This window comes from Streptomyces sp. NPDC005899 (assembly GCF_040629645.1).
Classification (GTDB): Bacteria; Actinomycetota; Actinomycetes; order Streptomycetales; family Streptomycetaceae; genus Streptomyces.
In genome coordinates this window covers 1-25,490 of sequence record NZ_JBEXWB010000014.1, presented here as the reverse complement: position 1 = coordinate 25,490, position 25,490 = coordinate 1, and the positions used below count along the sequence as shown (strand labels likewise).

Here is a 25,490-nt window from a genome sequence, read left to right as displayed (position 1 = left end):
AGAGCTCAGCCGGCTCATGAAGTACTTCCCGGAGACGCCGGTCGAGGAGCGCCCCGCCTTCCACAGCGCGGCCAAGGAGTTTCTGGCGCAGGCCACTCCGAAGCTGGTCCGCAAGTTCTCCCCGATCGCCCGCGTCAAATGGCACCTCGCGGCCACCGGGCGCGGTGACGAGCTCGTGCGGCTCCTGGAGTACGAGCGGGCGAACCCCGGGGCGTTCGCCGTGAAGGGCCTGCGGCGGGCCCGAGTCGAGATCCCGGGCATAGAGACCTCCTCGCTGCCCCCGGCCGTGCGCAACTTCACGCGCAAGGAACTCCCCGTCCGCAGCAAACTCCTCGGCCTGGCCTGGCAGGACGGGCGCCTCCGGCTGCGCGGGTACGCCTACATCCCCAACGTGCCCTCCGCGACGGGCAGACGCTCGCTGCGCGTCGCCGTGCTCCGGCGCCAGGGAAGCAAGAGCGCCGTGCCGCTGCGCCTGCGTACCGTCCTGGAGCCCATGGCGACCACCGAGGCGAAGAGCGCCCACCACCACTACGACTGGTCGGGTTTCGAAGTCACCGTCGACCCGTCGCGCCTGCGGACCCGCGGCCACTGGCAGCCCGGTACCTGGCGCCTGGGCATCGGCATCCCCCGGCCCGGCGGGATGTCCGTGGGCAGTGTGCTCAAGGGCACCACCGGCGCGACCGGTCACAGCTCGGTCCGCTTCGTCGACGACGGCGTGAGGGTGGTCACCGGCTTCGACCGCAACCGGCTCAAGCTCACCGTGGACGTCGTCCCGGCCGAGATCGACTCCCAGGAGCTGGACGCCGAGGGCATGGCGGTGACCCTGCGCTCCCGCGCGCTGGCCACCACCGGCAAGAAGCCCGTGGCACTGCGCCTGGATCACGAACCCACCGAGTACGCCGCCGACTTCCCGCTCGAGGAGCAGGGCCCGGGTGCCGACGGCTGGATCCGGTTCGGCGGGCGGGTGCCCTACGCCGAGCTGCCGGTCGACGGTGTGGGCCCCGGCAGGGCCCGGACCTTCCGTGCGTTCATCGTGTTCGCCGACGGGACGACGCGCCGGGCCACCATCGGCCGGAGCCTGCGCACCACGGTCCGGCAGCTGCCGGACGGCCTGGAGTTCGCGGTGCGCACCGACGGGGCGGGCAACTTCTCCCCGCAGGTGCGGACACCCCAGCCCCTCGTCGACCGCGTGGAATGGTCGAAGGACGGCGAACTGGTGCTCACCGGCACGTACGCCGGGCCCGCCGAGAAGATGAAGTTCGTCCTGCGGCACAGCGGCCGCAACGAGGACAAGCCGTTCCCGGTCACCTTCGCGGACGGCCGTTTCACCGCCCGCGTGACCCCCGACACCATGCCGGCGTACGAGGGAACGCTCCCCCTGCGCGCCGGACGCTGGCTGCCCTTCCTGCGGGCCCTCAGCGAGTGGGACCACCGGCACGACGTGCCCGTGACCATCCGCCCCGACCTCGTCGGGAGCCTGCCCCTGAGCCATCAGGGCGCGCACCGGACGTACACGGTGGAGAGGTTCGAGTACGACCGCGTCTATCTCGAGTCCGGCGGGGTCCTGGACCCCGAGATCCGCGGGGCCTACCGGCAGTCGCTGCTGCGCGAGGGGTTCACCGCCGAGCAGCGCGAGCTGCCGCTGCGTGAGGCCGTGCTCTACAACAGCTTCGGCGGCAAGCAGTTCTCCGACTCCCCGCGCGCGGTCTACGAGGAGCTGATGCGCCGCGGCGTGGACGTCGAGCACATCGCGATGGTCCACGACCAGCAGGTCGTCCTGCCGCCCGGCGTGCGCGGTGTGGAGTGGGCCAGCAAGGAGTGGTACGAGGCCCTGGCCCGCAGCCGCTACATCGTGACCAACGGTGGCATCCGCGAATGGTTCGTCCGGCGGGAGGGCCAGGTCGTCGTCCAGACCTGGCACGGCACCCCGCTCAAGCGGATCGGCGCCGACCTGCTCGGCACCCCGCAGGCCAACCTCGCCTACATCGGGAGCCTTCCCCAGCGCTCGCGGCAGTACAGCCTCTTCGTCACGCCGAACGCCTTCACCACCCCGATCATGACCAACGCCTTCCGGCTGCAGTGCGAGGTGCTGGAGGCGGGCTACCCGCGCAACGACGTGTTCCACGCCCCGGACCGGGTGGCCAGGGCCGCGGCGGTCAGGGAGAAGCTCGGCATCCCCGCCGGCAAGAAGGTCGTCCTGTACGCGCCCACCTGGCGCGACGACCAGCGCTACGGCGGCCGGCGCTTCAAGCTGGACAACCAGATCGACGTCGAGGCGGCGCAGAAGAGGATCGGCGACGACCACGTCCTCCTCTACCGCAAGCACCACAAGGTCCTCGACAGCATCCCGGGCGCCGGACAGGGCTTCGTCTGGGACGTCACGTACTACCCGGACATCGCCGACCTCTACCTGATCGCCGACGTGCTCATCACGGACTACTCCTCCGTGTTGTTCGACTTCGCGCACTCCGGCCGGCCGATGCTCTTCTTCACGTACGACCTCGAGCACTACCGCGACACCCTGCGGGGCTTCTACTTCGACTTCACCTCCCGGGCGCCGGGCCCCCTGATCAAGACGTCGGACGAGCTCGTCGACGCGATCGTGAACATCGACGACGTGAAGGAGAAGTACAAGGAGAAGTACGACCGGTTCAAGCAGGACTTCTGCGAGCCCTCCGACGGGCTGGCCTCGGCGCGGGTCGTCGACCGGATGCTGGCGCTCGGCAACGGCTGACCCGGCCGCGCGCCCGTACCGTCCGGCCCCGCCCGGCGCTCCCGCCACCCCGTCCACCGGGCGGAACGGCAAGCGCCCGACGGGGCCGTTCGCGTACTGTGCTGTGCGGGGGAGAGGCCACTTCGGCCACTCCCGCCACTTCGGACCCTCCCGCCACTCGGGCCGAGGACGCGGATCCGGGCCGGTGCCGCCGGCCCTGCCCGCCCCCCGCCCCCGCACGTCGAGGCGGTGCCGGCGGGCGGCCGGGTGGCGGGTCTCCCAGGGAGGCTCGGGGCGAGCCAGAGTGTGAGGAAGTGCGTGTCAGCTGCCAGGCCGGGTGTGACCGGTGCCCACAGGATCGTCGTCAAGGTCGGGTCCTCCTCGCTCACCACCGCGGCCGGCGGTCTGGACGCCGACCGGGTCGACGCACTCGTGGACGTGCTCGCCAAGGTCAGGAGCGGCCGGGAGCGGGAGATCGTCCTCGTCTCCAGCGGCGCCATCGCGGCCGGCCTCGCCCCCCTCGGGCTCGTCCGCAGACCCCAGGACCTCGCCCGCCAGCAGGCCGCGGCCAGCGTCGGCCAGGGACTGCTCGTCGCCCGGTACACCGCGTCCTTCGCCCGCTACGGCGTACGCGTCGGCCAGGTGCTCCTCACCTCCGACGACACCAGCCGGCGGGCCCACTACCGCAACGCCTACAGCACGCTGGACCAGCTCCTGGAGATGGGAGCCCTGCCGGTCGTCAACGAGAACGACACGGTGGCCACGGACGAGATCCGCTTCGGTGACAACGACCGCCTCGCGGCGCTCGTCGCGCACCTGGTCCACGCCGACCTCCTCGTCCTGCTCTCCGACGTGGACGGCCTCTACGACGGCGACCCGAGCACCCCCGGCACCTCCCGCATCGCCGAGGTGAGCGGCCCGGCCGACCTGGAGGGCGTCACGATCGGCAGCGCCGGCAAGGCGGGAGTCGGCACCGGGGGGATGGTGACCAAGGTGGAGGCCGCCCGGATCGCCACCGCCGCGGGCATCCCCGTCGTCCTCACCTCCGCGAGCCGGGTCGCCGACGCCCTCGCCGGCCGGGACACCGGCACGTACTTCCACCGCACCGGGCGGCGCTCGGCCGACCGGCTGCTCTGGCTGGCCCACGCCTCGACGCCGCAGGGCGCGCTCGTCCTCGACGACGGAGCCGTGCGGGCCGTGGTGGAGCGACGTACCTCGCTGCTGCCCGCGGGTATCTCCGCCGTCGAGGGCGAGTTCTCGGCGGGCGACCCCGTGGAACTGCGGGATCCGGCGGGCCGCGCGGTCGCCCGCGGCCTCGTCAACTTCGACGCCAAGGAGATCCCCCAACTGCTCGGACGCTCCACGCGAGACCTTGCACGGGAGCTGGGCCCCGCTTACGAGCGTGAGGTCGTACACAGGGACGATCTGGTCGTCCTGACGCCCCGCCCGGCTCCCTGAAACGGCTGAAAGTCCGATCTCCCGCCGGAGAGCTTCACCAAAACCGCCCCAAGCCCCGCCCCGGACTGGTCAACTTTGTGGCAGGGGTACAAAGGGTCAGCACCGCCATGCATTCAGCACCGCTACGCATTCACAGGAGGCCGCCGGTGAGACGAGCGCGCCCGGGGGCGCCGCCCCGCGGAACGGGCAGCCGTGCCCTGACCAGCGTCGGTGCGGGTGCCGACTTCCACGGCCCGCCCGCCGACCGCACCGCCGAGCACGAACCGGTGGTGACGGACGGGGAGCGGGTCACGTCCAAGCTGTGGCACATCACTCTCAGCGTCTCCGGCAGCGAGACACCGCTGAAGGAGGTCAGGCGTGGCCTCGAACAGCTGGCGAACGACCATCCCTTCCTGCTGACCAGCCGGTACGCCAACGACCACGCGGAGGTCCGCTACTGGGAGGAGGCCCGCGACCTGCACGACGCCGCGGCTGTGGCCCTGCGGCTGTGGGGCGAGCACCGCTCCAGTGCGGGACTGCCGCCCTGGGAGATCGTCGGGCTGGAGGTCATCGACCGGGAGACCTACCACCAGCGCATCGCGGAGGGTTACGGCCCGCCCCCCGCGGCCCCGGTGGGAGTCCACCCGTACTGACCGGCCGCACCGCGCGGGGGAGGGTGCGACCGGTACCGCGGCCGCGGGGCGCAGGTCGCCCCGCTCCTCCGGCGGACCGTGGTACGCGGGGCAGGCAGGGGCAGGCAGGCGGATGGGCCGGGCGGGCGGGACCGCGGAGGTCCATGAGACGGGACGCTCGTCCGCGCCGCGATGGGACGCCCGTCCCCGCCGAAACGGACGTCCGTCTCCGCCGCGATGGGACGCCTGTCTCGCATCACGGGATATGACGCGGATGCCGGTGGCCCGCGCACTACCCTGCGGGCATGACCACGCTTTCGCCCTACGACAACATGTCCCCGGTCGTCCAGACCGCCTACCGGTCACGCGCCGCCGCCGCCGACATCGCGCCACTCCCGCGCGCTGCCAAGGACGACGCGCTGCTGGCGATCGCGGACGCGCTGGAAGTACGCACCAGCGAGATCGTCGAGGCCAACGCCGCGGACGTCGCGCGGGCCCGCGAGGCGGGGACGAGCGAGTCGATCGTCGACCGGCTCACGCTCACCCCGGAGCGGATCCGGGCGATCGCCGCCGACGTCCGGGCCGTGGCGGCACTGCCCGACCCGGTCGGTGAGGTGGTCCGCGGGTCCACCCTCCCCAACGGCATCGACCTGCGCCAGGTGCGGGTTCCGCTCGGAGTGGTCGGCATCATCTACGAGGCGCGGCCCAACGTCACGGTGGACGCCGCGGCGCTCTGCCTGAAGTCCGGCAACGCGGTGCTGCTGCGCGGGTCGTCGTCCGCCTACGCCTCCAACACCGCCCTGGTGCGGGTGCTGCGTGACGCGGTGGGCGGCTCGGGACTGCCGGCCGACGCGGTGCAGCTGGTGCCGGGGGAGAGCCGGGACTCCGTGCGCGAACTGATGCGCGCCCGCGGTCTGGTCGACGTACTGATCCCACGGGGCGGCGCCTCGCTGATCCGCACGGTCGTGGAGGAGTCGACGGTCCCCGTCATCGAGACGGGCACCGGTAACTGCCACGTGTACGTGGACGCGCAGACGGACCTGGACATGGCCGTCGACATCCTGATCAACTCCAAGGCCCACCGCCCCAGCGTCTGCAACGCCGCCGAGACCCTCCTCGTCCACAAGGACGTGGCGGCGGACTTCCTGCCGCGGGCCCTCGACGCGCTGGCCGAGGCGGGGGTGACCGTGCACGGCGACGAGCGAGTGCTGGAGCACGCCGAGGGCTCGAAGGCGACGGTCGTGGCGGCGACGCCGGAGGACTGGGAGACCGAGTACCTGTCCTACGACATCGCGGCGGCGGTCGTGGAGTCGCTGGAGGCCGCCGTGGCGCACATCCGGCTCTGGTCCTCCGGGCACACGGAGGCGATCGTCACCACTTCGCAGGCGGCGGCCCGCCGGTTCACCCAGTTGGTCGATTCGACGACGGTGGCGGTGAACGCGTCCACCCGCTTCACGGACGGAGGCGAGTTCGGCTTCGGCGCCGAGATCGGCATCTCCACGCAGAAGCTGCACGCCCGGGGCCCGATGGGCCTGCCGGAACTGACATCGACCAAGTACATCGTCACGGGCGACGGCCACGTCCGGTAGTGCGGGCGGCCCCGGTGCGCCTCGGCGGGGACGTGCGGATTCGCGGGCACTCTGCCCAAAACGCGCCGCCGGGGCTACGCTGAACCCGTGCCGGACGACGTGGGGGGCAAGCCGTTCCCGGACGGCTGGGAGCCCGACGACGACCGCGGGGGCGCGGACGAGGACTTCGCCTCCGTGGTGTTCGACGAGGCCTTCGTGCGGTCCGCCGAGATACACGAGCCGACCGCTGTGGAGCGCCTGCTCGAGGCCGCGCAGGCCCGGGCGGAAGCAGAAGCGGGCCGGGCACGCGCCGGCGGGGGCGCCCTGGACGACGACCTCTACGACGAGTTCCACGACGACTACGGCCCGGACGGCTCGTACAGCCGCGGCCGGGCCCCCGACGGCTCGTACGGTCTCGACCGGCCCTACGGCGACGACGAGGACCTGGACGGCCCCTACGGACGCCACGGAGGCGCTCTGCGCCCCTACCGGGGCAGCGCGCGCTGGCACCGGCCCGTCGCCTGGCTTCTCGCCGTGCTGATGGGGATCGGGATGGTGGCCCTGGCCTTCAGCGCGGTCTATCGCGGAGCTGCCGCCCCGCGGCAGGACCAGGTGCCGTCCCCGGTGACGAGCGGTGTCGACTCCCCGGGTTCGGTACCGTCCGCTTCGGTGAACCGCATCCGCCCCACCGTCTCCGCGCTGCCCGGCACTCCCTGAGAATCCCGCGCGCCCTGGTCTCGGCGGAGCCGCCCCGGTGCCGTGCCGGGGCTCTGCCGTGCCGGTGGCCGTGCCGGGAGCGTGCTGTGGTGGGCCCGTGCTGTGCCGGGTCCGTGCCGGGACTGCGTTCTGTGTCCGTGCCGGGTCCGTGTTGGCGCTGTGCTCCCTGTCCGTGGCGTGAGGGTTCGTAGCCGGTCCGGCGGGACGGGAGGGGTGTGCTCGGCCCGGTGGCGTAACCGCCGGTGCTCCCCGGCTGCGCTCCCACCTGCGGGGCGTTTACCTTGAGGGCGATCGACCCACTCTGAATGTATGACCTGGTGACCCTTTCCCCTGCCCGCGTCCCCGTCTCCCGGGCAGAGGGTCACGCACTCGTCCATGTGTCAGCCCGTGACGGACAGGTCCGCCGAAGGCTCCTCGGCCCGAGGTGGAACCCGGCACCCGCCTTCGCCGGCGGCGTGGAGATCGGGAGTAGTCATGACAGGCCACGGAGAACCGCCGGAAGGACCGCCCGACGACCCGCCGGGCGGAGAGGATGAGTACCGCTCCCTCGTCTTCGACGAATCGTTCGTGCGCGCTGCCCAGCTGCAGGAATTCTCCGCGCAGGAACGGATGGGCGAGCACGCACGCGCCGTGCGCTCGCTGCCGGGCCGCGGCAGGCGGCGGCGCTCCCGGGCCGCCATCGCCCTCGTCGTCCTGATAGCCCTGGCGTTCGCCACGGCCGTCTACATGGGTTTCCGCAGTCCCTATCCGACGCCCGTCGGCAGGCACGCCGAGCCGCTGCGTACGACCGTGGTCCCACTGGCCCCTCGCGGGCCCGTGCACGGGGACACCCCCGACGCCCTCCTGGCCGGCGATCCCGCCGCCTCGTTCCGGACGGGCGCCTCAGGGATCACCATGCCGCCCGTCCGCCGCACGGAGAACTTCTCGGACAGCCAGGTGACCATCGCGCTGAGCACGGTCAAGGACTACCTGGTGGCGTCCTCGCTCGACCCCGACGTCCTCACCGGTGGCGTCGTGCGGCCGGTAGGGCGCTTGCTGGACCCGGACCAGACGAGCCAGTTCGAAGCGAGCGTGTCCTCACCGGCCGACGACGGAGCGCATTCCGCAACCGGCTGGCTGGTGCGCTTCGACCCGGCCACCGTGGAGCTGGCCGACCCCGACATCCGCGTCCAGGGGACCCTGTCGTACGCCGAGGCGGGATCGGACACCATCGAGGTGGTGTCCGACCACACCTTCACCTACGCCCTCCGCCACGCCCTGCCCGGCTCCCACCGGCCGGACGACGCGTCGCTGTTCACCGTGCGCCGTGTACTGCGTTTCCTCCTGGACCGTGAGGACCTGCGGCTCCACCGGCTGGAAGTGCGCAGTGCCTACGTCCAGGCCGGACCGCAGTCGTGCTCCGCCGGCACGGCGGGCGCCCTACGACCGCTGCTCGCCGGCGAGCGGCCGGACGACCGGGGGCCGGACGGCACCGACCCGTATGCCACGGGTCCGCCCACGGCGGCGCTGTGCGGAACGCTGGCCGTCAGACCCCCGCCCCCGGGGCCTCCTCAGGGCCCGGAGGCCGCCGGGTACCTCCGGAGCCGTCCGTAGAGTCGTCCGCCGTGGCGGCGCCACCCTTGCCGGCCGCGCTTCCTCCGCTCGCGCCGGTGAACCTGTCCCGGAGCTTCCCGCCCAGATCGCCCGCCCCGCCCGCGATGTCACCGACGAGCTTCATCAGAGGGTCCTTGCTGGTGCGCACCGTGTCCGCGTAGTGCGCCGCCGACTCGCGGAAGGAGTCCGTCACGGACGTGTCCTTGTCCTGCTCGCGCCGGGGATAGTGGCCGTCCATGACGCGCTGGTAGTCCCGGGTCTCCGACCACTTCTTCAGCTCCGCGGCCCGCACCGTGGTGAACGGGTGGGAGCGGGGCAGGACGTTGAGGATCTTGAGCACCGAATCGCGGAGGTCCCCACCCTTCTCGTACTCGTCGGCCTGGGCGAGGAAGGCGTCCACATTCATCTCGTGGAGGTGATTGCCGCCGGCGATCTTCATCAGGCCACGCATGGACGCCTTGATGTCCTGCCCGACCAGCAGCCCGGCCCGGTCGGCCGACAGCTCCGACTTGCGGAACCACTCGCGCAGCGCCGTCACGATCGCCATGATCGCGACGTTGCCAAGCGGGATCCAGGCCACTTTGAGGGCGAGGCTGGTGAGGAAGAGCAATATGGTCCGGTACACCGCGTGTCCGGAGAGGGCGTGGCCCACCTCGTGGCCCACGACGGCCCGCATCTCCTCCTCGTCCAGCAGCTCCACCAGCCCGGTCGTCACCACGATGATCGGCTCGTCCAGGCCGATGCACATGGCGTTGGGCCGGGGGTCCTGGTTGACGTACATCGGCGGGACCTTCTCCAGGTCCAGGATGTAACAGGCGTCCCGCAGCATGTCGTTGAGGTGAGCGAACTGGGCATCGCTCACCCGGACGGAGTCCGACAGGAAGAGCAGCCGCAGACTGCGCTCGGGAAGCAGACCGCTGAGGGCCTTGAACACGGTGTCGAAACCGCTCAGCTTGCGCAGGGCCACCAGCGCCGAGCGGTCCGCCGGGTGTTCGTACGCCCGGGACGAGATACCCGGAAACCGCTTGCGGTGCCTGCTCGGCACGCTCTCGTGACTGTTTTCGGTCATGGATGGCCCCCTGTTCGTACGAGACGTCGCTCGTCCCCCTGACAAAAGCCAGCGTATGTGCTGGCGCTACGGTGTGCGGGGGGCTGTGGATAACTTTGAGGAGCGCCCGGAATGCCGCACACCACCGCACTGCTCGCTGCCGTATCCGAGGACCAGGGGCCCGGCGACACGCTTCGCATCGTGCTGCTCGTCTCCCTCGTCGGCGCCGCTCTGCTGGCCTGGTTCCTCCTGCGCGGATACCGCAACGACGACAACAACGACTGAGTCGGCGTGAGCGTGCCCGAGGCTCCCGCATACGATGTGCGCGACGTCTTCCTTCCGACTCCCGATCGATAGGTCCCGCAGAAGATGAGCCTCACGAGCACCGCGCACCAGCTGGTCACCCTCGCCTCCGAAGGCGGCGAGCAGGGTGGTAACCACGAAAGCCTCAGCCCGTACCTCACCGGTGGTGGCGCGTTCGTCGCCCTGCTGCTCCTGCTGTGGATCACCACCCGCTTCAACCGCGACCGCTGACACAGGGCGAACAGCCGTGCCAGTAGGGTCTGCACGCATGGGAGAGCAGGAAGTGCCTACCGGCCGGGGCAAGCGCCGACTCGGCGTGATGGGCGGGACGTTCGACCCGATCCATCACGGACACCTGGTGGCGGCCAGTGAGGTGGCCGCCCAGTTCGACCTCGACGAGGTCGTCTTCGTACCGACCGGACAGCCGTGGCAGAAGAGCCACAAGCAGGTGTCCCCTGCCGAGGACCGTTATCTGATGACGGTCATCGCCACGGCGTCCAACCCGCAGTTCTCCGTCTCCCGCAGCGACATCGACCGCAGCGGGCCGACGTACACGATCGACACGCTGCGGGACCTGCGCGCCGCCCACGGTGAGGCGGACCTCTTCTTCATCACCGGCGCCGACGCCCTGGCCCAGATCCTCACCTGGCGGGACGCCGAGGAGCTGTTCTCGCTCTCCCACTTCATCGGGGTCACCCGCCCCGGGCACGTGCTGACGGACGACGGACTGCCCAAGGGCGGCGTGTCCCTCGTGGAGGTGCCCGCACTGGCGATCTCGTCCACGGACTGCCGGGCGAGAGTCGCGCAGGGCGAGCCGGTCTGGTACCTGGTGCCCGACGGTGTCGTCCGCTATATCGACAAGCGCCAGCTGTACCGCGGCGAATGAGCCACGGAGAGGGGGACCGGTGAACGACCGACAGATGCCGTACGACCCGTACTACCAGCAGCCGCAGATCATCGGCTACGACGAGTACGGGCAGCCGGTCTACCAGCAGCAGGGACAGCAGCAGTACGACCCCTATGCCCAGCAGACCCAACAGGCCGGGCAGGCCGGGCAGGCCGGGCAGGCCCAGCAGGATGTCACCACCGGTCAGGGCTATGGCTATGACCCGTACGGCGGTACGCAGCAGCAGTACGACCCGTACGCCGCCCAGCAGGCCCAGCAGGCCCAGCAGGCCCAGCAGACCCAGCAGGCCCAGCAGCTCCAGCACGGCTACGCCTACGACGACGGCTCCGCCGGTTACGGCTACGACACGGGCCGGCAGCCGGCCGTGGCCGACGCGGACGCCGCCCAGCAGTGGGGCGCCCCGCCGACGGCACCGGCAACCGCACCTGCGGAGCCCCGCCGCGAGCCCGAGGCGGAGCCGGCCCCGGAGCCCCTCGTCCCCGGGCAGCGGCGCCCGGACCGCGACTACCGCACCGAGCAGTTCTCGTTCATCGAGGAACCGGACGAGGACTCCGAAGACGTCATCGACTGGCTGAAGTTCACCGAGAGCCGCAGCGAACGCCGCGAGGAGGCACGTCGCCGAGGGCGCAACCGGATGGTCGCGCTCGTAGTCGTCGTGGCGCTCGTGGTGGTCGGCGGCGCCGGCTACCTCTGGTTCGCGGACAAGATCCCGGGTGTCTCCGGACAGGAGGACGGGACGGCCGCGGCGACGGGCCCCCAGAAGCGGGACGTCATCGTCGTACACCTGCACGACACGAAGCAGGGCGGCACCTCCACCGCGCTGCTCGTCGACAACGTCACCACCGGGCAGGGGACCACCGTCCTGCTCCCCAACACGCTCGCCGTGGCCTCGGACGACGGCTCCACCACCACCCTGGGCAAGTCGGTCGACGACGACGGTTCGACCGGCACCCGCGAGGCGATCGACACCCTCTTCGGAACCAGCATCAGCGGCACCTGGCGGCTCGACACCCCGTACCTGGAGAACCTGGTCGAGCTGGTCGGCACCATCGAGATCGACACCGACACCGACGTGCCCGATGCCAAGAAGGGCGCGGCACCGCTCGTCCGCAAGGGGGAGGCGCAGACGCTCAACGGGCAGATGGCCGTCGCGTACGCCACCTACCGCGGGCCGGCCGAACCGGACACCAAGCAGCTGATGCGCTTCGGCCAGGTCATGCGCGGCGTGCTGCGCAAGATGTCCGAGGACCCCAGGTCGGCCACGGTCACCGTCGAGAGCCTCGCGCAGATCCTCGATCCCTCGCTGCCGGAACAGGACCTTGGCGCCTCTCTGGCGAAGCTCGCCGGGCACGCGAAGGTCGGCGACTACAAGACGTCGCTGCTCCCGGTGCAGGACGACGGCACGCTGACCGAGAAGGCCACGGAGGACGTCGTCAAGGACATCCTGGGCGGTGCGGTGAAGGCTTCGGGCCAGGACGCGGTGGTGCGCGTCGGCATCAAGAACGCCACGGGCAGCACGCGCGGAACGGAAGCCGCGCGGGTCCAGCTGGTCAACGGCGGCTACGCGTTCGTCGACAGCGGCAGGACGGAGGCCGAGTCCTCGTCCGAGGTCCTCTACGGCGCGGCGGAGGACAAGGCCAAGGCGGTCGAGATCGCCAAGACCCTGGGCCTGCCGGCGAGCGCGGTGAAGAAGGGCAAGCCGGCGGCGAACGCGGACGTGTCCGTCGTCCTCGGGCAGGACTACGAGATCGCGAAGTCCGCCTCGTAAGGGCTGTCGGCGGTCCGTGAGACCCTAGGAGGGTACTGAGGAGCGTGTCTCGCCCCGCGACCACGATCTTCAGGACCCTCCCACGGGTGACCCCGACCGCCGACGAAAGCCTGCATGTGACCGCCACGGACCGCTCCATCGAGCTCATCACCACCGCCGCCCAGGCGGCGGCCGACCGGCTCGCGCACGACATCATCGCCTACGACGTCAGCGAGGTGCTGTCGATCACCGACGCCTTCCTGCTGGCCTCGGCCCCCAACGACCGCCAGGTCAAGTCGATCGTCGACGAGATCGAGGAGCGTCTCCAGAAGGAACTCGGCGCCAAGCCGGTACGCCGCGAAGGCGACCGCGACGCCCGCTGGATCCTCCTCGACTACGTCGACATCGTCATCCACGTACAGCACAGCGAGGAGCGCGTCTTCTACGCGCTCGAGCGTCTGTGGAAGGACTGCCCCGAGATCGCCCTCCCCGAGGACGCCCTGAAGACCCGGGGCAAGGCCGAGGAGCACGCCCAGCTCCACGGTGTCACGGAAGGTGAACAGAGCTGAACGGCAGCAGGAGCGGTAGGGGCCGCAGAATCGTCCTCTGGCGGCACGGCCAGACGGCGTGGAACCTGGAGCGGCGCTTCCAGGGTTCCACCGACATCGACCTCACGGAGACCGGTGTCGGCCAGGCCCGCCGGGCCGCCCGGCTTCTGGCCTCGCTGAAACCGGACGCGATCGTGGCCTCCGATCTGCGGCGAGCCGCGGACACGGCCGCCGAGCTCGCCGCGATCACCGGCCTCGACGTCGCCCACGACGCGGGGCTGCGTGAGACGTACGCGGGTGCCTGGCAGGGGCTGACACACGAGGAGATCGTCGGGCAGTACGGCGAGCAGTACGCCGCGTGGAAGCGCGGCGAACCCGTGCGCAGAGGCGGCGGTGAACTCGAGACCGAGGTCGCCGACCGGGCCGCCCCGGTCGTGCTGGAACACGCGGGAAAGCTTCCCGACGCGGGCACGCTCGTCGTCGTGAGTCACGGCGGCACGATCCGCACGACGATCGGTCGTCTGCTCGGCCTGGACTCCCATCACTGGGAGGGACTCGGCGGCCTCTCGAACTGCTGCTGGTCCGTGCTGGGTGAGGGCGCGCGTGGTTGGCGACTCCTCGAACACAACGCCGGAACGCTTCCCGAGCCGGTGCTCGGCGACGACGACTGACGGGTGCTCCGGGGCCGTCTCCGGGAGGCGAGGGCCGGATTTCACTTTCCGGCTGGTCGCAGGCTAAAGTTCTTCTTGTTCGCAGCGCGGAAACGCAGGGAAACACAGCGGACAGCGGGGCTATAGCTCAGTTGGTAGAGCGCCTGCATGGCATGCAGGAGGTCAGGAGTTCAATTCTCCTTAGCTCCACAGTCGGATCCCGTCCCCGTCAGGGGGCGGGATCTTTTCGTCTCCCCGTGTCCCTGTGCCTCCCCGTACTCCGGTCCTCGCACGTCCCGCCCGACCCGGACCCGGTGCCGGGGCGGGTGGCGGCTTCCTCGCCGGGCTGACTGCCTTGCGGGGGCATGGCAGAATCGGAGCGCCGGAGGGGGCGACGGACCGATCGGGGAGGGAGCGCGATGCCAGCGAGCCGCGTACAGGTCCTGAACCTGCCCGTCACCTCCGCATCGCCCCGGGTTCCCCCCTCCCGTCCGCCCTGCCGCGGCGCGAGCGCAGCCCGCCCCAGCAGTCGGGGCTGACGGGATGGGTGCACACAGGCGGAAGTGCGACTGGTGCGGCAGTGGTACGCCCATCGTCAGGGACATGGACCCCGTCAACACCGAGTTCCAGTACTGGTGCGAGGAGTGCGCACGGGCGCTGATCATAAAAGGCGATCCCATCGAGACGTACCGGGAGCTGGAGGGCGAGCCCATCTACGGCCGGCTCCTCGAGGAGCACTGCACCCTCAAGCGCTTCTACTCCTTCGCCACCGCCTGACCGGCCGCGGCGGCCCGAACCTGCCGGCCGGAGCGACGCCCGCCTGGCATATCGGGGCGGAGTGGAAACGATTTTTGATGGGCCGGGGAGACCGTGTAATGTTCTCGATGTCGCCGGGGAAACCGGGTGGCAGACAGCACGGGGCTATAGCTCAGTTGGTAGAGCGCCTGCATGGCATGCAGGAGGTCAGGAGTTCAATTCTCCTTAGCTCCACAGCGCAGAAGCGGGTCGTCCGAATCGGGCGACCCGCTTCTCGTGTTGCCGATCCCCCCGGCAGCCGGGGCCGGCGGATCAACCGCGTCCGCTGCCCAGGGCCTTGCGTTGCGGGCCGGGCAGGGCGGGGCGTTCGGCGGGGGCCTGCTCGATGCGCAGAGCCAGCGCCGGACAGCGTCGTACGGCGCGCTGGGCGCGGCCCCGCAGGTGTGTCGGCACGGCGGCGTCGGCCAGCGCAGGGTAGCCGTCGGGGCCCAGCCTGATCAGCTCCGGGACGACGTCCGCACACAGGCCGTGCCCTTGGCAGAGAGTCCAGTCGACCGCCAGTTTCTCGCCGCTGGGGATCGACTCCTCCACGTCCTCGTAGCCTGCGGCGGGCAGCGGGAGCACGCCGAGCGTTTCCCTTCCGCAGCCACCGTCGAGGACGTGCGCGGCAAGGTCGTCGGTGAACGCGGACAGGGTGGACGCCAGGAATCGCGCCGAGCCGTCGGGATGTTTGCACGCCCCGCGGCCCTTGACCGCCTGGGTCACCTCGCGCAGGGCCTCCAGGGCGGCGGGCCCGCCTCCGTTCATCACGTCGGAGAGTCCGCCCGCCGCGGCGGGCAGACCCAGCCTGCAGGGGCCGCACTGACCCGCCGTCTCGGCGGCCAGCCAGTTGGCGATACGCAGCGACTCCCCGATCGGGCACGTCTCCGGGCCGATCGGAAGGATGGCACCCGCGCCGAGGGCGCCGCCGGCCGCCGCCAGCGAGGCCCGTGAGACCACGGCGTCGTGAGCGGCGATCGCGTCGATCCAGTCGCCGTGGTAACCGCCCGTCAGGACCCCCTGGGGCAGCGGCGGCGCACCGGCCAACTGCAGGACGTAGCGCAGGGGAACGCCGGTCGGCACCTCCACGACCATGGGGTGCGCCACGGCACCGGACACGGTCAGCAGGACCGTCCCCGGTTCGTCCGCCAGGCCGGTGTGCCCGTAGCGGCGGGCGCCCGTCCGGGCGGCGACCGCCAGCTGCGCGTACGTTTCCGCGTTCGACAGAAGGGTCGGCGCCCCCGCCACACCGGACTCCGCCGCGCGTTCGCGGCGCCCGGGGGGCAGGGCGGGGCCGCCGTTCACCGCCCGGATGACCGCGGAGGCCTCCCCGGAGACCATGCGTTCCGGCGTGCGCACCACCCGGGCGCGCAGGTGCCTGCCGCGTCGGTCGGACAGCCCACGTTCGGCCAGGGCGGCCCGGACCGAGATCTCCGTGGAGTTGCGTGTCACGGCCACGACGAGGGTGCGGGCACCGAGCGCTTCCGCGGCGAGCAGCGCACCGTCGAGGATGAGGTGGGGAGCCCGGTTCAGCAGCACGGTGTCCTTGCGGCAGGCCGGCTCGCCCTCGCTCCCGTTGATCACGACCACGGGGCGGACCCCGCGGCGTACGGACGCCTTCGCGACCGCCCGCAGCTTCTTTTCGAAAGGGAATCCGGCGCCGCCCCGGCCACGCAGCGAGATCGCTTCGGAGAGTTCGGCCAGGCGCTCGCCCGTCATCGGCCGGAGCGGCCCGTGCACCTTGAGGTGCATGGCGAGGTCCAGGCGTTCCACCAGGTCGAACCCGATGGTCAGCTGGGGAAGGCCGACGACGCGGACCTCGGGTACATCGGGGAGCGGGACGTTCACGGTCGGTCTCCTGCGGGTGCGTGCCAAGGCTCTCCGGCTGACGGCGGATAGAGGGGCCCAGGGACTTGTCCGGTCTCGGTGTCGCCCCGAGACGGGCCGCCGCGGACGGCGGAATCCGCGGCGGGCGAGGCGTACACGGTGACGGCGTCCGGCGGGGAGCCGTACGCCGTCGTCTCCGCGGGACGGCTGTAGGCGGCCGTGTCCCCCGCCTGGCTGTAGAAGTGCTCGGCGTCGCTCGTGGAGCCGGGGGAGTGGGAGGGCCTCGAAGCCTGCCCGGGGGGTGCGGGGGACGGCGCCGGCCAGTGGCCTTCCGCGGTGGGGCCCGGCGGTGGGACGGGAGGCTGTGAGACGGCCCGGTAGGCCGCGAAGATGCCGGGCTCCGCCGCGGAGGCCGGAGCGTACGCCCGGGCGGGGCCGTGGTCGAGCCGCTCGGTGTCGAGACGCTCGCAACTGCGCGGAGGCGGCTCGTACAGCGGTGCCTCGAACGACGCTTCGAAAGGTGGTGACGTGAAGGAAGGCGCGCCGGGAGGCGGCGACGGCACGGGGGCGGTCAGAGTCCGTGGGCGGACCGGGGTGCCACGCAGGTCGCGCCCGTCGTCCCCCCACCCGCGTCCGTCCCTGCGGTCACCGTGCCCCCGCTCGTCGTCCCCCCAGCCCGGCGCGTCGGGTGGCAGCCCCTGCCGGGGGAGCGGGGCCGTGTGCTCGGCGCCGGGCAGCGGCGAGGTCCGCCGAACCGGTTCCGTGTCCGACGGGGGCGGGAGGTCCGGCCTGACCAGGGCGGTGACCAGCTCGGTGAGGAGGCGCTTGGCCGGCGGGGGGAGCAGTCGCAGTCCCAGGGCGGCGGCCGCGGCGACCAGGCAGAGCATGTACATCACGACGACCCAGGTCGCGGGCTGCCGGCCGGCGTACAGGCCGTGGACGAGCGCGAAGCACCACGCCGGATAGGCGAGCGCGTGCAGCGCGCGCCAGCGGCCGGCGATCCTGCCCGGGGCGGCGAAGGCGCTGCGCATGGCGCCGGTCGCCGCCGTGACGATCATCAACAGCCCGGCCAGTGAGCCGAAGCCGATGAGGCCGGCGGTGCCGGTGACGCCGAGGCCGAAGGGTATGAGCGCGCCGATCGGCTCGACGTGTCCGAGGGCGACCTTCACCGTGCCGTGCAGCAGCAGGAAGGCGAGCGAGGCGACGGCCGTCACCCGGTGGATGCCCTGGCCGATCAGCCGCTGCCGGGCGGAGAGGAACAGCCGGTCGGTGGCCAGCAGGCCCCAGGCGACCGCCGCCGTCAGGGACACGAGCGTCAGGACGCCGGTCGTGAAGTCGAGCGTGGCCCGAAGTCCGTCGCTTCCCGCGACGGCGAGCAGCGGGTTGAAGACCAGCGCGGCGACGGTCAGACCGCCCTGTGCCGAGCGGCTCATTCCTGGGCCGCGGTTCATGGACGGGGACGAGCGGATCCTGCGATGAGGCTTCATGGGGGCGACTCCGAATGGTTCGGCAAAGCGGTCCCGTTGCCGCATGCTAAGTCGCTGCCTACCGGCCGGTATGAGGTTTGAGATGTTGCCCCGATAGAGGGCAGTACGCGGAGTAACCCACGGAGTGTGCGGGTCCTGCGCAGAGATCGTGCAGGTCGTGTGTCCGCCGGGTCGCGGCGGGAGCGGTCCTGGCCGGCCCGGTGTGCGGGTGAACTGCCGGGCGGCCCTGGGGGCCCGTGCGGTACCCTGACGCCATGCGTGCCGTAGGCCTTCTGCTTAGCGAGCCGCGCTGACCACTGCCGACCGGTGAGAGCGCCTGGTCGGACTCGGCGCGGCGTCCCCTCCTGTGCGAGGGGATTTTTCGTTTCCGCAGACGTGTGTCCGTAGACGTGTGTCCGTGGACGTGGGCGCCGCAGATGTCGATCGATGGAGCATTGAGGATCATGAGCGAGACGAACACCGCGGCCGAGGCCGCCGCGCCGCACCGCTACACGGCGGCGATGGCCGCCGACATCGAGGCACGCTGGCAGGACTTCTGGGACGCCGAGGGGACGTACGAGGCGCCGAACCCGACCGGCGACCTGGCGGGCGACCCCGAACTGGTGGCCAGGCCGAAGAAATTCATCATGGACATGTTCCCGTATCCCTCGGGTGCGGGGCTGCACGTCGGCCACCCGCTCGGCTACATCGCCACCGACGTCTACGCACGCCACCAGAGGATGACCGGACACAACGTCCTGCACACCCTCGGGTTCGACGCCTTCGGCCTGCCCGCCGAGCAGTACGCGGTACAGACCGGAACCCACCCGCGGGCCTCCACCGAGGCCAACATGGAGAACATGAAGGTCCAGCTGCGCCGCCTGGGGCTGGGGCACGACAAGCGCCGTTCGTTCGCGACGATCGACGCCGACTACTACAGGTGGACCCAGTGGATCTTCCTGCAGATCTTCAACTCCTGGTACGACACCGAGGCGGACCGGGCGCGCCCGATCAGTGACCTGGTCGCCCAGTTCGAGAGTGGTGAGCGCGCGACTCCGGACGGCCGCGAGTGGGGGGCGCTGAGCGCCGCGGAGCGTGCCGACCTGCTGGGGCGGTACCGCCTGGCGTACGCCTCGGACGCACCCGTCAACTGGTCTCCCGGACTCGGTACCGTGCTGGCCAACGAGGAGGTCACGGCGGACGGCCGCTCCGAGCGCGGCAACTTCCCGGTCTTCAAGGCCAAGCTGCGCCAGTGGAACATGCGCATCACCGCCTACGCCGACCGGTTGCTGGACGACCTGGACGGCCTGGACTGGCCCGAGGCCATCAAGCTGCAGCAGCGCAACTGGATCGGCCGCTCCGAGGGGGCGCGCGTCGACTTCCCGGTCGACGGAGCGGGTGACATCACCGTCTTCACCACCCGTCAGGACACCCTCTTCGGAGCCACGTACATGGTGCTGGCGCCCGAACACGAGCTCGTCGAGCGGATCATTCCGGCGGCCTGGCCCGAGGGCACCCACCCGGTGTGGACCGGCGGCCACGCGAGCCCGGCCGAGGCCGTGACGGCGTACCGCAAACAGGCCGCCGCCAAGTCCGACGTCGAGCGGCAGGCCGAGGCCAAGGACAAGACCGGTGTCTTCACCGGGGCGTACGCGACCAACCCGGTCAGTGGCGAGAAGGTACCCGTCTTCATCGCCGACTACGTCCTGATGGGGTACGGCACCGGTGCGATCATGGCCGTACCGGCGCACGACACGCGCGACTTCGCGTTCGCACGCGCCTTCGAACTTCCGATGCGCTGTGTCGTCGAGCCGTCGGACGGCCGCGGTACGGACCCCTCGGCCTGGGACGACGCCTTCTCCTCCCACGACGCCGCGCTGGTCAACTCCTCCAACGACGCCGTCTCGCTGGACGGCCTGGGGGTGGCGGAGGCCAAGGCGAAGATCACCGAGTGGCTGGAGGCGCACGGCGTAGGCGAGGGCACCGTCAACTTCCGGCTGCGTGACTGGCTGTTCAGCCGCCAGCGCTACTGGGGCGAGCCCTTCCCGATCGTGTACGACGAGGAGGGCATCGCCCACGCGCTGCCCGAGTCGATGCTGCCGCTCGAACTGCCCGAGGTCGAGGACTACTCGCCGCGCACCTTCGACCCGGAGGACGCCGACACCCAGCCCGAGACACCGCTGTCCCGGAACGCCGACTGGGTCAACGTCACCCTGGACCTGGGCGACGGGCCGAAGAAGTACCGCCGTGAGACCAACACCATGCCGAACTGGGCGGGTTCCTGCTGGTACGAGCTGCGCTACCTGGACCCGAACAACGACCGCCGACTGGTCGACCCGGCGATCGAGCAGTACTGGATGGGCCCGCGTGAGGACCGGCCCACCGGGGGCGTCGACCTGTACGTCGGCGGCGCCGAGCACGCCGTGCTGCACCTGCTGTACGCCCGCTTCTGGTCCAAGGTGCTGCACGACCTGGGGCACATCTCCTCCGCCGAGCCGTTCCACAAGCTGTACAACCAGGGCATGATCCAGGCCTTCGTGTACCGGGACAGCCGGGGCATCGCGGTCCCGGCCGCGGAGGTCGAGGAGCGCGACGGGGCCTACTACCACGGGGGCGAGAAGGTCAGCCGCGTCCTCGGGAAGATGGGCAAGTCCCTGAAGAACGCGGTGACTCCCGACGAGATCTGCGGCGAGTACGGCGCGGACACGCTGCGGTTGTACGAGATGGCCATGGGCCCGCTGGACGTCTCGCGTCCCTGGGACACGCGCGCCGTGGTCGGCCAGTACCGGCTCCTGCAGCGGCTGTGGCGCAACGTCGTCGACGAGGAGACCGGCGAGGTCACCGTCGTCGACACGGAGCCCGGTGAGGACACGCTGCGTGCGCTGCACAAGGCCATCGACGGCGTCGGCCACGACATGGCGGGGATGCGTTTCAACACGGCCATCGCCAAGGTGACCGAGCTGAACAACCACCTGACGAAGACGGGCGGCCCGCTGTCGCGGTCGGTCGCCGAGCGGCTGGTACTGCTGATCGCACCGCTGGCTCCGCACGTCGCCGAGGAGCTGTGGCGCCGGCTCGGCCACACGGAGTCGGTGGTGCACCAGGACTTCCCGGTCGCCGACCCCGCGTACATCGTCGACGAGACCGTGACCTGCGTGGTGCAGGTGAAGGGCAAGGTGAAGGCCCGTCTGGAGATCTCCCCGTCGATCACGGACGCGGAACTGGAAGCGCTGGCACTGGCCGACGGAAACGTCGTCGCCGCGCTGGGCGGGGCCGGGATCCGCAAGGTGATCGTGCGTGCACCGAAGCTGGTGAACATCGTGCCCGCGTAGACGGGCCGGCCGCCTTCGGGTGGCCCTCGGGGCTTTCCCCTACGGGCAGGTCGAGGGTTCACGCGGAACCCTCGGCCTGCCCCTTCCGTTTACGGTAGGAGGGGCGACCGCACACCGGCAGCCGAGTCGACAACCGAGGGGCGTTCATGGAAGCCGTGATCCTGATCCTCACGCTGCTGTTCGTCGCGTTCGTGGCGCTCGGGGTGTACGCCGGCGTCAAGGCGGTGCGCGCCGCCAAGCGCGGCGTGGACCGGACGGTCACCCAGGCCCGCCGTTCCGTGGAGGACACCGCGCTGCGGGCCAGGAGCTACGGCCAGCCCGGCGTGCCGGGTGAGCTGGCACAACTCCGGCTGGCGCTGCGCACCTCGATGCGGGCCACACAGGACGCGTTGAACGCCCAGGCAACGCAGGATGCCTCGCTCGCCGAGTCCCTGGGCCTCTTCCAGCGCCTCAGCGTCCACGGCCACGAGCTGGACAGCGAGCTCAAGCGCCTGGAGCGCGAGCCCGACCGGGCGACCGTGGCCACCCTGCTGCCGGGGCTGAAGGAACGCACCGAGCGCATCACCCACTCCGCCGAGTCCCTGCGCTGGGCAGCCCGCGATCGCGCGGCGCGGTTCGCCGACGACGATCTGGCGGCGCTGAACGCGCAGATCGACGTGGAGGCGGGAGCCCTGCGGCACTGGAAGACGGAGGAACCGCCGGAGCGCGGCGGCGCGGCCGGAACCGTGTCCGGCGCGGGGAACGCGTGGAGCCCCCAGGACGACGACGGGACACCGCAGGCGCTCACGTCCCCGGACCCGCGGCTGCGGACGGGCTACCCGTGGCAGAAATCCGCCCGGCCCGAGACGACGAACTGACGCGGACTCCCGCGCGCGGACCGGCCGGGCGCGCTCCCGGCCGACCGAAACCGGGCAGCAGGCCGGGCCCGGGCTGCCGAGCCTCCACCCCGGAAGGGTAACCTCCGGCTCATGTCCCGCCATGTCGCGATCGTCACCGATTCAACGGCCTACCTGCCGCCGCAGACGATGGAACGGCACAGCATCACCGCGGTGCCGCTGACCGTCGTTCTGGGCAACCAGGCGCTGGAGGAGGGCACGGAGATCTCGGCCCGGTCCCTGGCGCTGGCCCTGCAGAAGCGCCGGTCCGTCACCACGTCCCGGCCCAGCCCCGAGGTCTTCGCCGCCGCTTACCGCACCGCGGCCGACGCCGGGGCGACCGGCATCGTCTCCCTCCACCTCTCGGCCGAGTTCTCCGGTACGTACGACGCCGCGCTGCTCGCGGCGAAGGACGCGCCGGTGCCGGTGCGTGTCGTCGACACGGGGATGGTCGCCATGGCGCTGGGCTTCTGCGCGGTGGCCGCCGCCGAGGCCGCCGAAGCGGGCGGAGGACTGGACGAGGCGGTCGCCGCCGCCGAGAAGCGGGCCGCCGGCACATCCGCCTACTTCTACGTCGACACGCTGGACTACCTGCGCCGGGGCGGCCGGATCGGTGCCGCGCAGGCACTGCTGGGGTCGGCTCTCGCGGTGAAGCCCCTGCTGCAGCTCGTCGGGGGCCGCATCGAGCCGCTGGAGAAGGTGAGGACGGCGTCCAGGGCGATCGCCCGGCTCGAGGAGATCGTCGCCGAACAGGCGGGGGCGGGCGTGGTGGACATCGCCGTGCACCACCTCACCGCCCCGGACCGGGCCGAGCGTCTGGCGGAGCGGTTGCGGGAGCGGGTTCCGGGTCTCGCGGAGTTGCACGTGAGCGAGGTGGGCGCGGTGATCGGGGCGCACACCGGGCCCGGACTTCTGGCAGCGGTCGTCTCGCCGCGCTGAAACGCACCCCTGTGGGTGGCCGAATTCTCCACAACGGGTGGGTTGTCCACAGTATTCAGGTCTGCTCAGCGGAATCCGGCGGACGTGTCTAGCGTCGTGCGGCATGACCTCCCGATCACCTCAGGCATCCATCCGCACCTCCGTCCGTCAGGCCGGCGTCGCCATCGTCGACGCGATGCCCCGCGCCTCCGGCCCGGGCGCCCACCGAGCCACCCGCCCGGCAGCGCACACGGCCTCGCACCGGGCCGCTCCCGGTTCGGCGGCAAGGCACCGGGTGGTCGACGGGCGGCGACACGGGCCGGGGATCGGTCCCCGCGGTGCTGCGGGGACCGGGCCGGACGTCCGACGGAGGCGCCGACGGCGGACGGCAGGCAGCGCCGACGGGGAGATCGCGGCCGCGTCCCGGCTGCGGGCGGAGGCGCTCATCGCCGGGGGCCGTCCCGCGGCGGGGGCGGCGCCACCGCGCGACGACAGCGCGCGCGTGGTGGGCTCGCGCGGGACACCTGCCGTGAAGATCCGCGTCGTGCCGTCGTGGGCGTCGGCCCAGGTACCGTTCACGGCCCTGGCACGGCCTGCGGCTGCTGCCGCCCCGTCGCAGTCCTCCTCCCGGACACCGGCCCCGGTGCCGGGCCCGCCCTCGGCGCGGGTCTCCGCGGTGGCTGCGGCCCGGTTTCCGGCTCCTGCGTCAGGGTCGTCCCGGGCACCCGTCCTGGTGTCGGGACCGGCCCCGGTGGACGCGTCGGCCCGGGCCTCGGCCCCTCGGCAGGCGTCGGCCGGGGGGTTCGTTCCGGCTTCGGTTGGTCCCCCGTTGCGGGGGCCGGTCGCTGCCCGATCGCCGGGGCCGGTTGCTGCCCGGTTGCCGAGCCCGGCCTCGACGGTGGCACCGGCTCCGGTCCCACCCTCTTCCCCGACTCCGGCCCCGGTGACCGTGCCGGCTCCTTGGACCGGGTCGGCTCCGGTGGGAGCAGAAGGCCCACCCGCAGGGCCACGAGGTGTGCCGGCGTTCCGTGCTTCGTCGCCCCCGCGTACGTCGCTGCCTCCACACCCGCCCCCCGACGGAGCAGGACCGCATCCTCCGACGGTCGTGCGGCTGCCTCCGGCCGGTGACGGGCGGCCCACCGGCCCGCCCCCGCCGCCCCCGCCCAGGTGGTGGCGGACGGCAGGGCCCGCCCTCTGCGAGCGGCTTCCCTTGTGGGTCCAGCTCCGATGCGGCCTGGAGCCCAGGACGCTCGCCGCGCTCGCTGTCGTCCTGGTCGGAGCGGCGGTCTTCGCGACGGCGCACTTCTGGTCGGCTCGTCCCGCGTCCGTCCGAGCGCCTGAGCAGGTGGTGGAGGCGGCCGAGGCACGCGTGACGGGGCCGGAAGCCGCGAACGGTCTCCTGCCCGGGCCCCCGGCAGAGCCGGGGCCGTCCGCCGGGTCCTCCGCCATGGCGGTGAGCGGCGGCCGGATCGTCGTCGACGTGAGCGGCAAAGTGCGGAGGCCGGGGATCCAGCACCTGCCGGCCGGGGCGCGCGTGGCCGACGCGCTGCGGGCGGCGGGAGGCGTACGGGAGGGGACGGACGTCACCGGTCTCAACCGGGCCCGCATCCTGACGGACGGTGAGCAGGTCGTGGTCGGGCTGCCCGTTGCCCAGGCCGTCGCGGGCTCGTCGCCGGCAGGTGGTGGTGGCGGATCCGGGGCAGGGCAGGGAGGGCCGGCCGTGCCGGTGAGCCTGACGACAGCCACGGCCGAGCAGCTGGAGACCCTGCCCGGGGTCGGGCCGGTGCTCGCCCAGCACATCATCGACTACCGGGCGGAGCACGGGGGTTACCGCTCCGTCGACGAGCTCCGCGAGGTCGACGGCATCGGTGACCGCCGGTTCGCGGACCTGCGGCCACTGGTCCGGCCGTGACACATCCCACGGCGAGCGGTCCCGGCCTGTCCCTGCTCGGCTCCGACGACTCCGCGGACGACGGGCGCCGGGCCGCTGCGGGGGCGCCGCAGGAAGGGCCGGTCGATCTCCGGCTGGTCCCACCCGCTCTCGCCGCCTGGGCAGCCTCCGCACTCGCACTGGGTGTGCCCGGCCGCTGGGCGGCGGCGGGTGCCCTTCTCGGCACGTGCGCCGCCTTGGCTCTCGTGGTTCTGCCGTGGGCGGCGGCCGCCGTGCGCGCCCGGCGCCCCGGAGCAGTCGATGGCGTAGCCGGGAGACCACGAGACACCGGCGGGGCCCGGGCACCGCACGTACAGGACGCGGGCGGGTACACGGCCCGCCGCCCACGGAGCACGGGAGGGCGTCGCACAGGGCGGGTGCGGGATGGCGGCGCGGACGCGGGCACGAACGGTGGCCGCCGGCCCGCAGCGGTGGCCTGGCGCCGGGCACGTGCGCATGGCGGATACGGATCCGGTGCGGCCGG

20 protein-coding genes, 2 tRNA genes and 1 pseudogene are annotated in these 25,490 nt (G+C 72.0%); 20 read left to right on the top strand and 3 right to left on the bottom strand.

From position 1 onward, the window contains the following. Positions 1-16 precede the first annotated feature (16 nt). From ABZ371_RS03595 to ABZ371_RS03570, 6 genes are all read left to right on the top strand, one after another. Entirely contained in the window at positions 17-2,734 is a 2,718-nt protein-coding gene (locus tag ABZ371_RS03595) for a CDP-glycerol glycerophosphotransferase family protein (protein ID WP_358672945.1), read from the top strand. Between the two features lie 318 nt (positions 2,735-3,052). Then, complete coding sequence (gene proB / locus ABZ371_RS03590) at positions 3,053-4,171, top strand: glutamate 5-kinase (protein ID WP_358672944.1); 1,119 nt, start codon at positions 3,053-3,055, stop codon at positions 4,169-4,171. Positions 4,172-4,317: 146 nt separating this feature from the next. Next, positions 4,318-4,803, top strand: coding sequence for a hypothetical protein (locus ABZ371_RS03585; protein WP_358672927.1), 486 nt, complete (start codon positions 4,318-4,320; stop codon positions 4,801-4,803). A gap of 284 nt (positions 4,804-5,087) precedes the next feature. Continuing rightward, positions 5,088-6,371, top strand: coding sequence for a glutamate-5-semialdehyde dehydrogenase (locus ABZ371_RS03580; RefSeq protein WP_358672926.1), 1,284 nt, complete (start codon positions 5,088-5,090; stop codon positions 6,369-6,371). Positions 6,372-6,458: 87 nt separating this feature from the next. Beyond that, entirely contained in the window at positions 6,459-7,067 is a 609-nt protein-coding gene (locus tag ABZ371_RS03575; RefSeq protein ID WP_358672925.1) for a hypothetical protein, read from the top strand. A gap of 474 nt (positions 7,068-7,541) precedes the next feature. After that, positions 7,542-8,660 (top strand): hypothetical protein, encoded by a 1,119-nt coding sequence (locus ABZ371_RS03570; protein ID WP_358672924.1) that lies wholly within the window; start codon positions 7,542-7,544, stop codon positions 8,658-8,660. On the opposite strand, the gene ABZ371_RS03565 is transcribed toward ABZ371_RS03570, so the two are convergent. Beyond that, on the bottom strand, positions 8,593-9,729 hold the full coding sequence (locus tag ABZ371_RS03565) for a M48 family metallopeptidase (protein ID WP_358672923.1): 1,137 nt from the start codon (positions 9,727-9,729) through the stop codon (positions 8,593-8,595). The two genes, ABZ371_RS03570 and ABZ371_RS03565, sit on opposite strands and share 68 nt — an antisense overlap. Positions 9,730-9,840: 111 nt before the next feature. Here ABZ371_RS03565 and ABZ371_RS03560 point away from each other — a divergent pair, with 111 nt between their 5' ends. The 9 genes from ABZ371_RS03560 (at position 9,841) to ABZ371_RS03520 (ending at position 14,853) form a co-directional block, all read left to right on the top strand. Further along, entirely contained in the window at positions 9,841-9,993 is a 153-nt protein-coding gene (locus ABZ371_RS03560; protein ID WP_358672922.1) for a hypothetical protein, read from the top strand. 84 nt (positions 9,994-10,077) lie between these two features. Beyond that, positions 10,078-10,242, top strand: a complete 165-nt coding sequence (locus tag ABZ371_RS03555; protein ID WP_358672921.1) for a hypothetical protein — start codon at positions 10,078-10,080, stop codon at positions 10,240-10,242. Between the two features lie 37 nt (positions 10,243-10,279). Continuing rightward, complete coding sequence (gene nadD, locus ABZ371_RS03550; protein ID WP_358672920.1) at positions 10,280-10,897, top strand: nicotinate-nucleotide adenylyltransferase; 618 nt, start codon at positions 10,280-10,282, stop codon at positions 10,895-10,897. A 19-nt stretch (positions 10,898-10,916) separates the two neighbouring features. Beyond that, entirely contained in the window at positions 10,917-12,686 is a 1,770-nt protein-coding gene (locus tag ABZ371_RS03545) for an LCP family protein (RefSeq protein ID WP_358672919.1), read from the top strand. 116 nt (positions 12,687-12,802) lie between these two features. Beyond that, positions 12,803-13,234 (top strand): ribosome silencing factor, encoded by a 432-nt coding sequence (gene rsfS / locus ABZ371_RS03540; RefSeq protein ID WP_358672943.1) that lies wholly within the window; start codon positions 12,803-12,805, stop codon positions 13,232-13,234. Continuing rightward, positions 13,231-13,884, top strand: coding sequence for a histidine phosphatase family protein (locus ABZ371_RS03535; protein WP_358672942.1), 654 nt, complete (start codon positions 13,231-13,233; stop codon positions 13,882-13,884). The genes rsfS and ABZ371_RS03535 overlap by 4 nt, the downstream gene beginning before the upstream one ends. Positions 13,885-14,000: 116 nt before the next feature. Then, a tRNA-Ala gene (locus tag ABZ371_RS03530) sits at positions 14,001-14,073 on the top strand. Between the two features lie 333 nt (positions 14,074-14,406). Further along, a complete protein-coding gene (locus ABZ371_RS03525) occupies positions 14,407-14,640 on the top strand; it encodes a hypothetical protein (protein ID WP_014156331.1) in 234 nt (77 codons plus the stop codon). Between the two features lie 140 nt (positions 14,641-14,780). Beyond that, a tRNA-Ala gene (locus ABZ371_RS03520) sits at positions 14,781-14,853 on the top strand. A 78-nt stretch (positions 14,854-14,931) separates the two neighbouring features. Here ABZ371_RS03520 and ABZ371_RS03515 read toward each other — a convergent pair. After that, entirely contained in the window at positions 14,932-16,506 is a 1,575-nt protein-coding gene (locus ABZ371_RS03515; protein WP_358672918.1) for an NADH-ubiquinone oxidoreductase-F iron-sulfur binding region domain-containing protein, read from the bottom strand. Beyond that, entirely contained in the window at positions 16,503-17,918 is a 1,416-nt protein-coding gene (locus tag ABZ371_RS03510) for a hypothetical protein (RefSeq protein WP_358672917.1), read from the bottom strand. Before ABZ371_RS03510 ends, ABZ371_RS03515 begins: the two co-directional genes overlap by 4 nt. Before the next feature lie 497 nt (positions 17,919-18,415). Between ABZ371_RS03510 and leuS the strand changes: the two genes are divergently transcribed. The 5 genes and pseudogenes from leuS to ABZ371_RS03485 all read left to right on the top strand — a co-directional run. Further along, positions 18,416-21,283 carry a leucine--tRNA ligase gene (gene leuS / locus ABZ371_RS03505; RefSeq protein ID WP_358672916.1) on the top strand — a complete coding sequence of 956 codons (2,868 nt, stop codon included), beginning with the start codon at positions 18,416-18,418 and terminating at the stop codon, positions 21,281-21,283. Between the two features lie 146 nt (positions 21,284-21,429). Then, positions 21,430-22,140: a hypothetical protein gene (locus tag ABZ371_RS03500; RefSeq protein ID WP_358672915.1), complete on the top strand. Its 711-nt coding sequence runs from the start codon at positions 21,430-21,432 to the stop codon at positions 22,138-22,140. A 111-nt stretch (positions 22,141-22,251) separates the two neighbouring features. Next, entirely contained in the window at positions 22,252-23,097 is an 846-nt protein-coding gene (locus ABZ371_RS03495; protein ID WP_358672914.1) for a DegV family protein, read from the top strand. Between the two features lie 1,189 nt (positions 23,098-24,286). Next, positions 24,287-24,988: a ComEA family DNA-binding protein gene (locus tag ABZ371_RS03490; RefSeq protein ID WP_358672913.1), complete on the top strand. Its 702-nt coding sequence runs from the start codon at positions 24,287-24,289 to the stop codon at positions 24,986-24,988. A gap of 32 nt (positions 24,989-25,020) precedes the next feature. Next, a pseudogene (locus ABZ371_RS03485) lies at positions 25,021-25,233 on the top strand (hypothetical protein); the annotation flags it as partial. Between the last annotated feature and the right edge of the window lie 257 nt (positions 25,234-25,490).

Coding starts and splice junctions, on each gene's coding strand:
- ABZ371_RS03595 (WP_358672945.1), top strand. CDS start 17: ATGAAGTACTTCCCGGAGACGCCGGTCGAGGAGCGCCCCGCCTTCCAC.
- ABZ371_RS03580 (WP_358672926.1), top strand. CDS start 5,088: ATGACCACGCTTTCGCCCTACGACAACATGTCCCCGGTCGTCCAGACC.
- ABZ371_RS03570 (WP_358672924.1), top strand. CDS start 7,542: ATGACAGGCCACGGAGAACCGCCGGAAGGACCGCCCGACGACCCGCCG.
- ABZ371_RS03565 (WP_358672923.1), bottom strand. CDS start 9,729: ATGACCGAAAACAGTCACGAGAGCGTGCCGAGCAGGCACCGCAAGCGG.
- ABZ371_RS03560 (WP_358672922.1), top strand. CDS start 9,841: ATGCCGCACACCACCGCACTGCTCGCTGCCGTATCCGAGGACCAGGGG.
- ABZ371_RS03555 (WP_358672921.1), top strand. CDS start 10,078: ATGAGCCTCACGAGCACCGCGCACCAGCTGGTCACCCTCGCCTCCGAA.
- nadD (WP_358672920.1), top strand. CDS start 10,280: ATGGGAGAGCAGGAAGTGCCTACCGGCCGGGGCAAGCGCCGACTCGGC.
- ABZ371_RS03525 (WP_014156331.1), top strand. CDS start 14,407: ATGGGTGCACACAGGCGGAAGTGCGACTGGTGCGGCAGTGGTACGCCC.
- ABZ371_RS03510 (WP_358672917.1), bottom strand. CDS start 17,918: ATGAGCCGCTCGGCACAGGGCGGTCTGACCGTCGCCGCGCTGGTCTTC.
- leuS (WP_358672916.1), top strand. CDS start 18,416: ATGAGCGAGACGAACACCGCGGCCGAGGCCGCCGCGCCGCACCGCTAC.
- ABZ371_RS03500 (WP_358672915.1), top strand. CDS start 21,430: ATGGAAGCCGTGATCCTGATCCTCACGCTGCTGTTCGTCGCGTTCGTG.
- ABZ371_RS03495 (WP_358672914.1), top strand. CDS start 22,252: ATGTCCCGCCATGTCGCGATCGTCACCGATTCAACGGCCTACCTGCCG.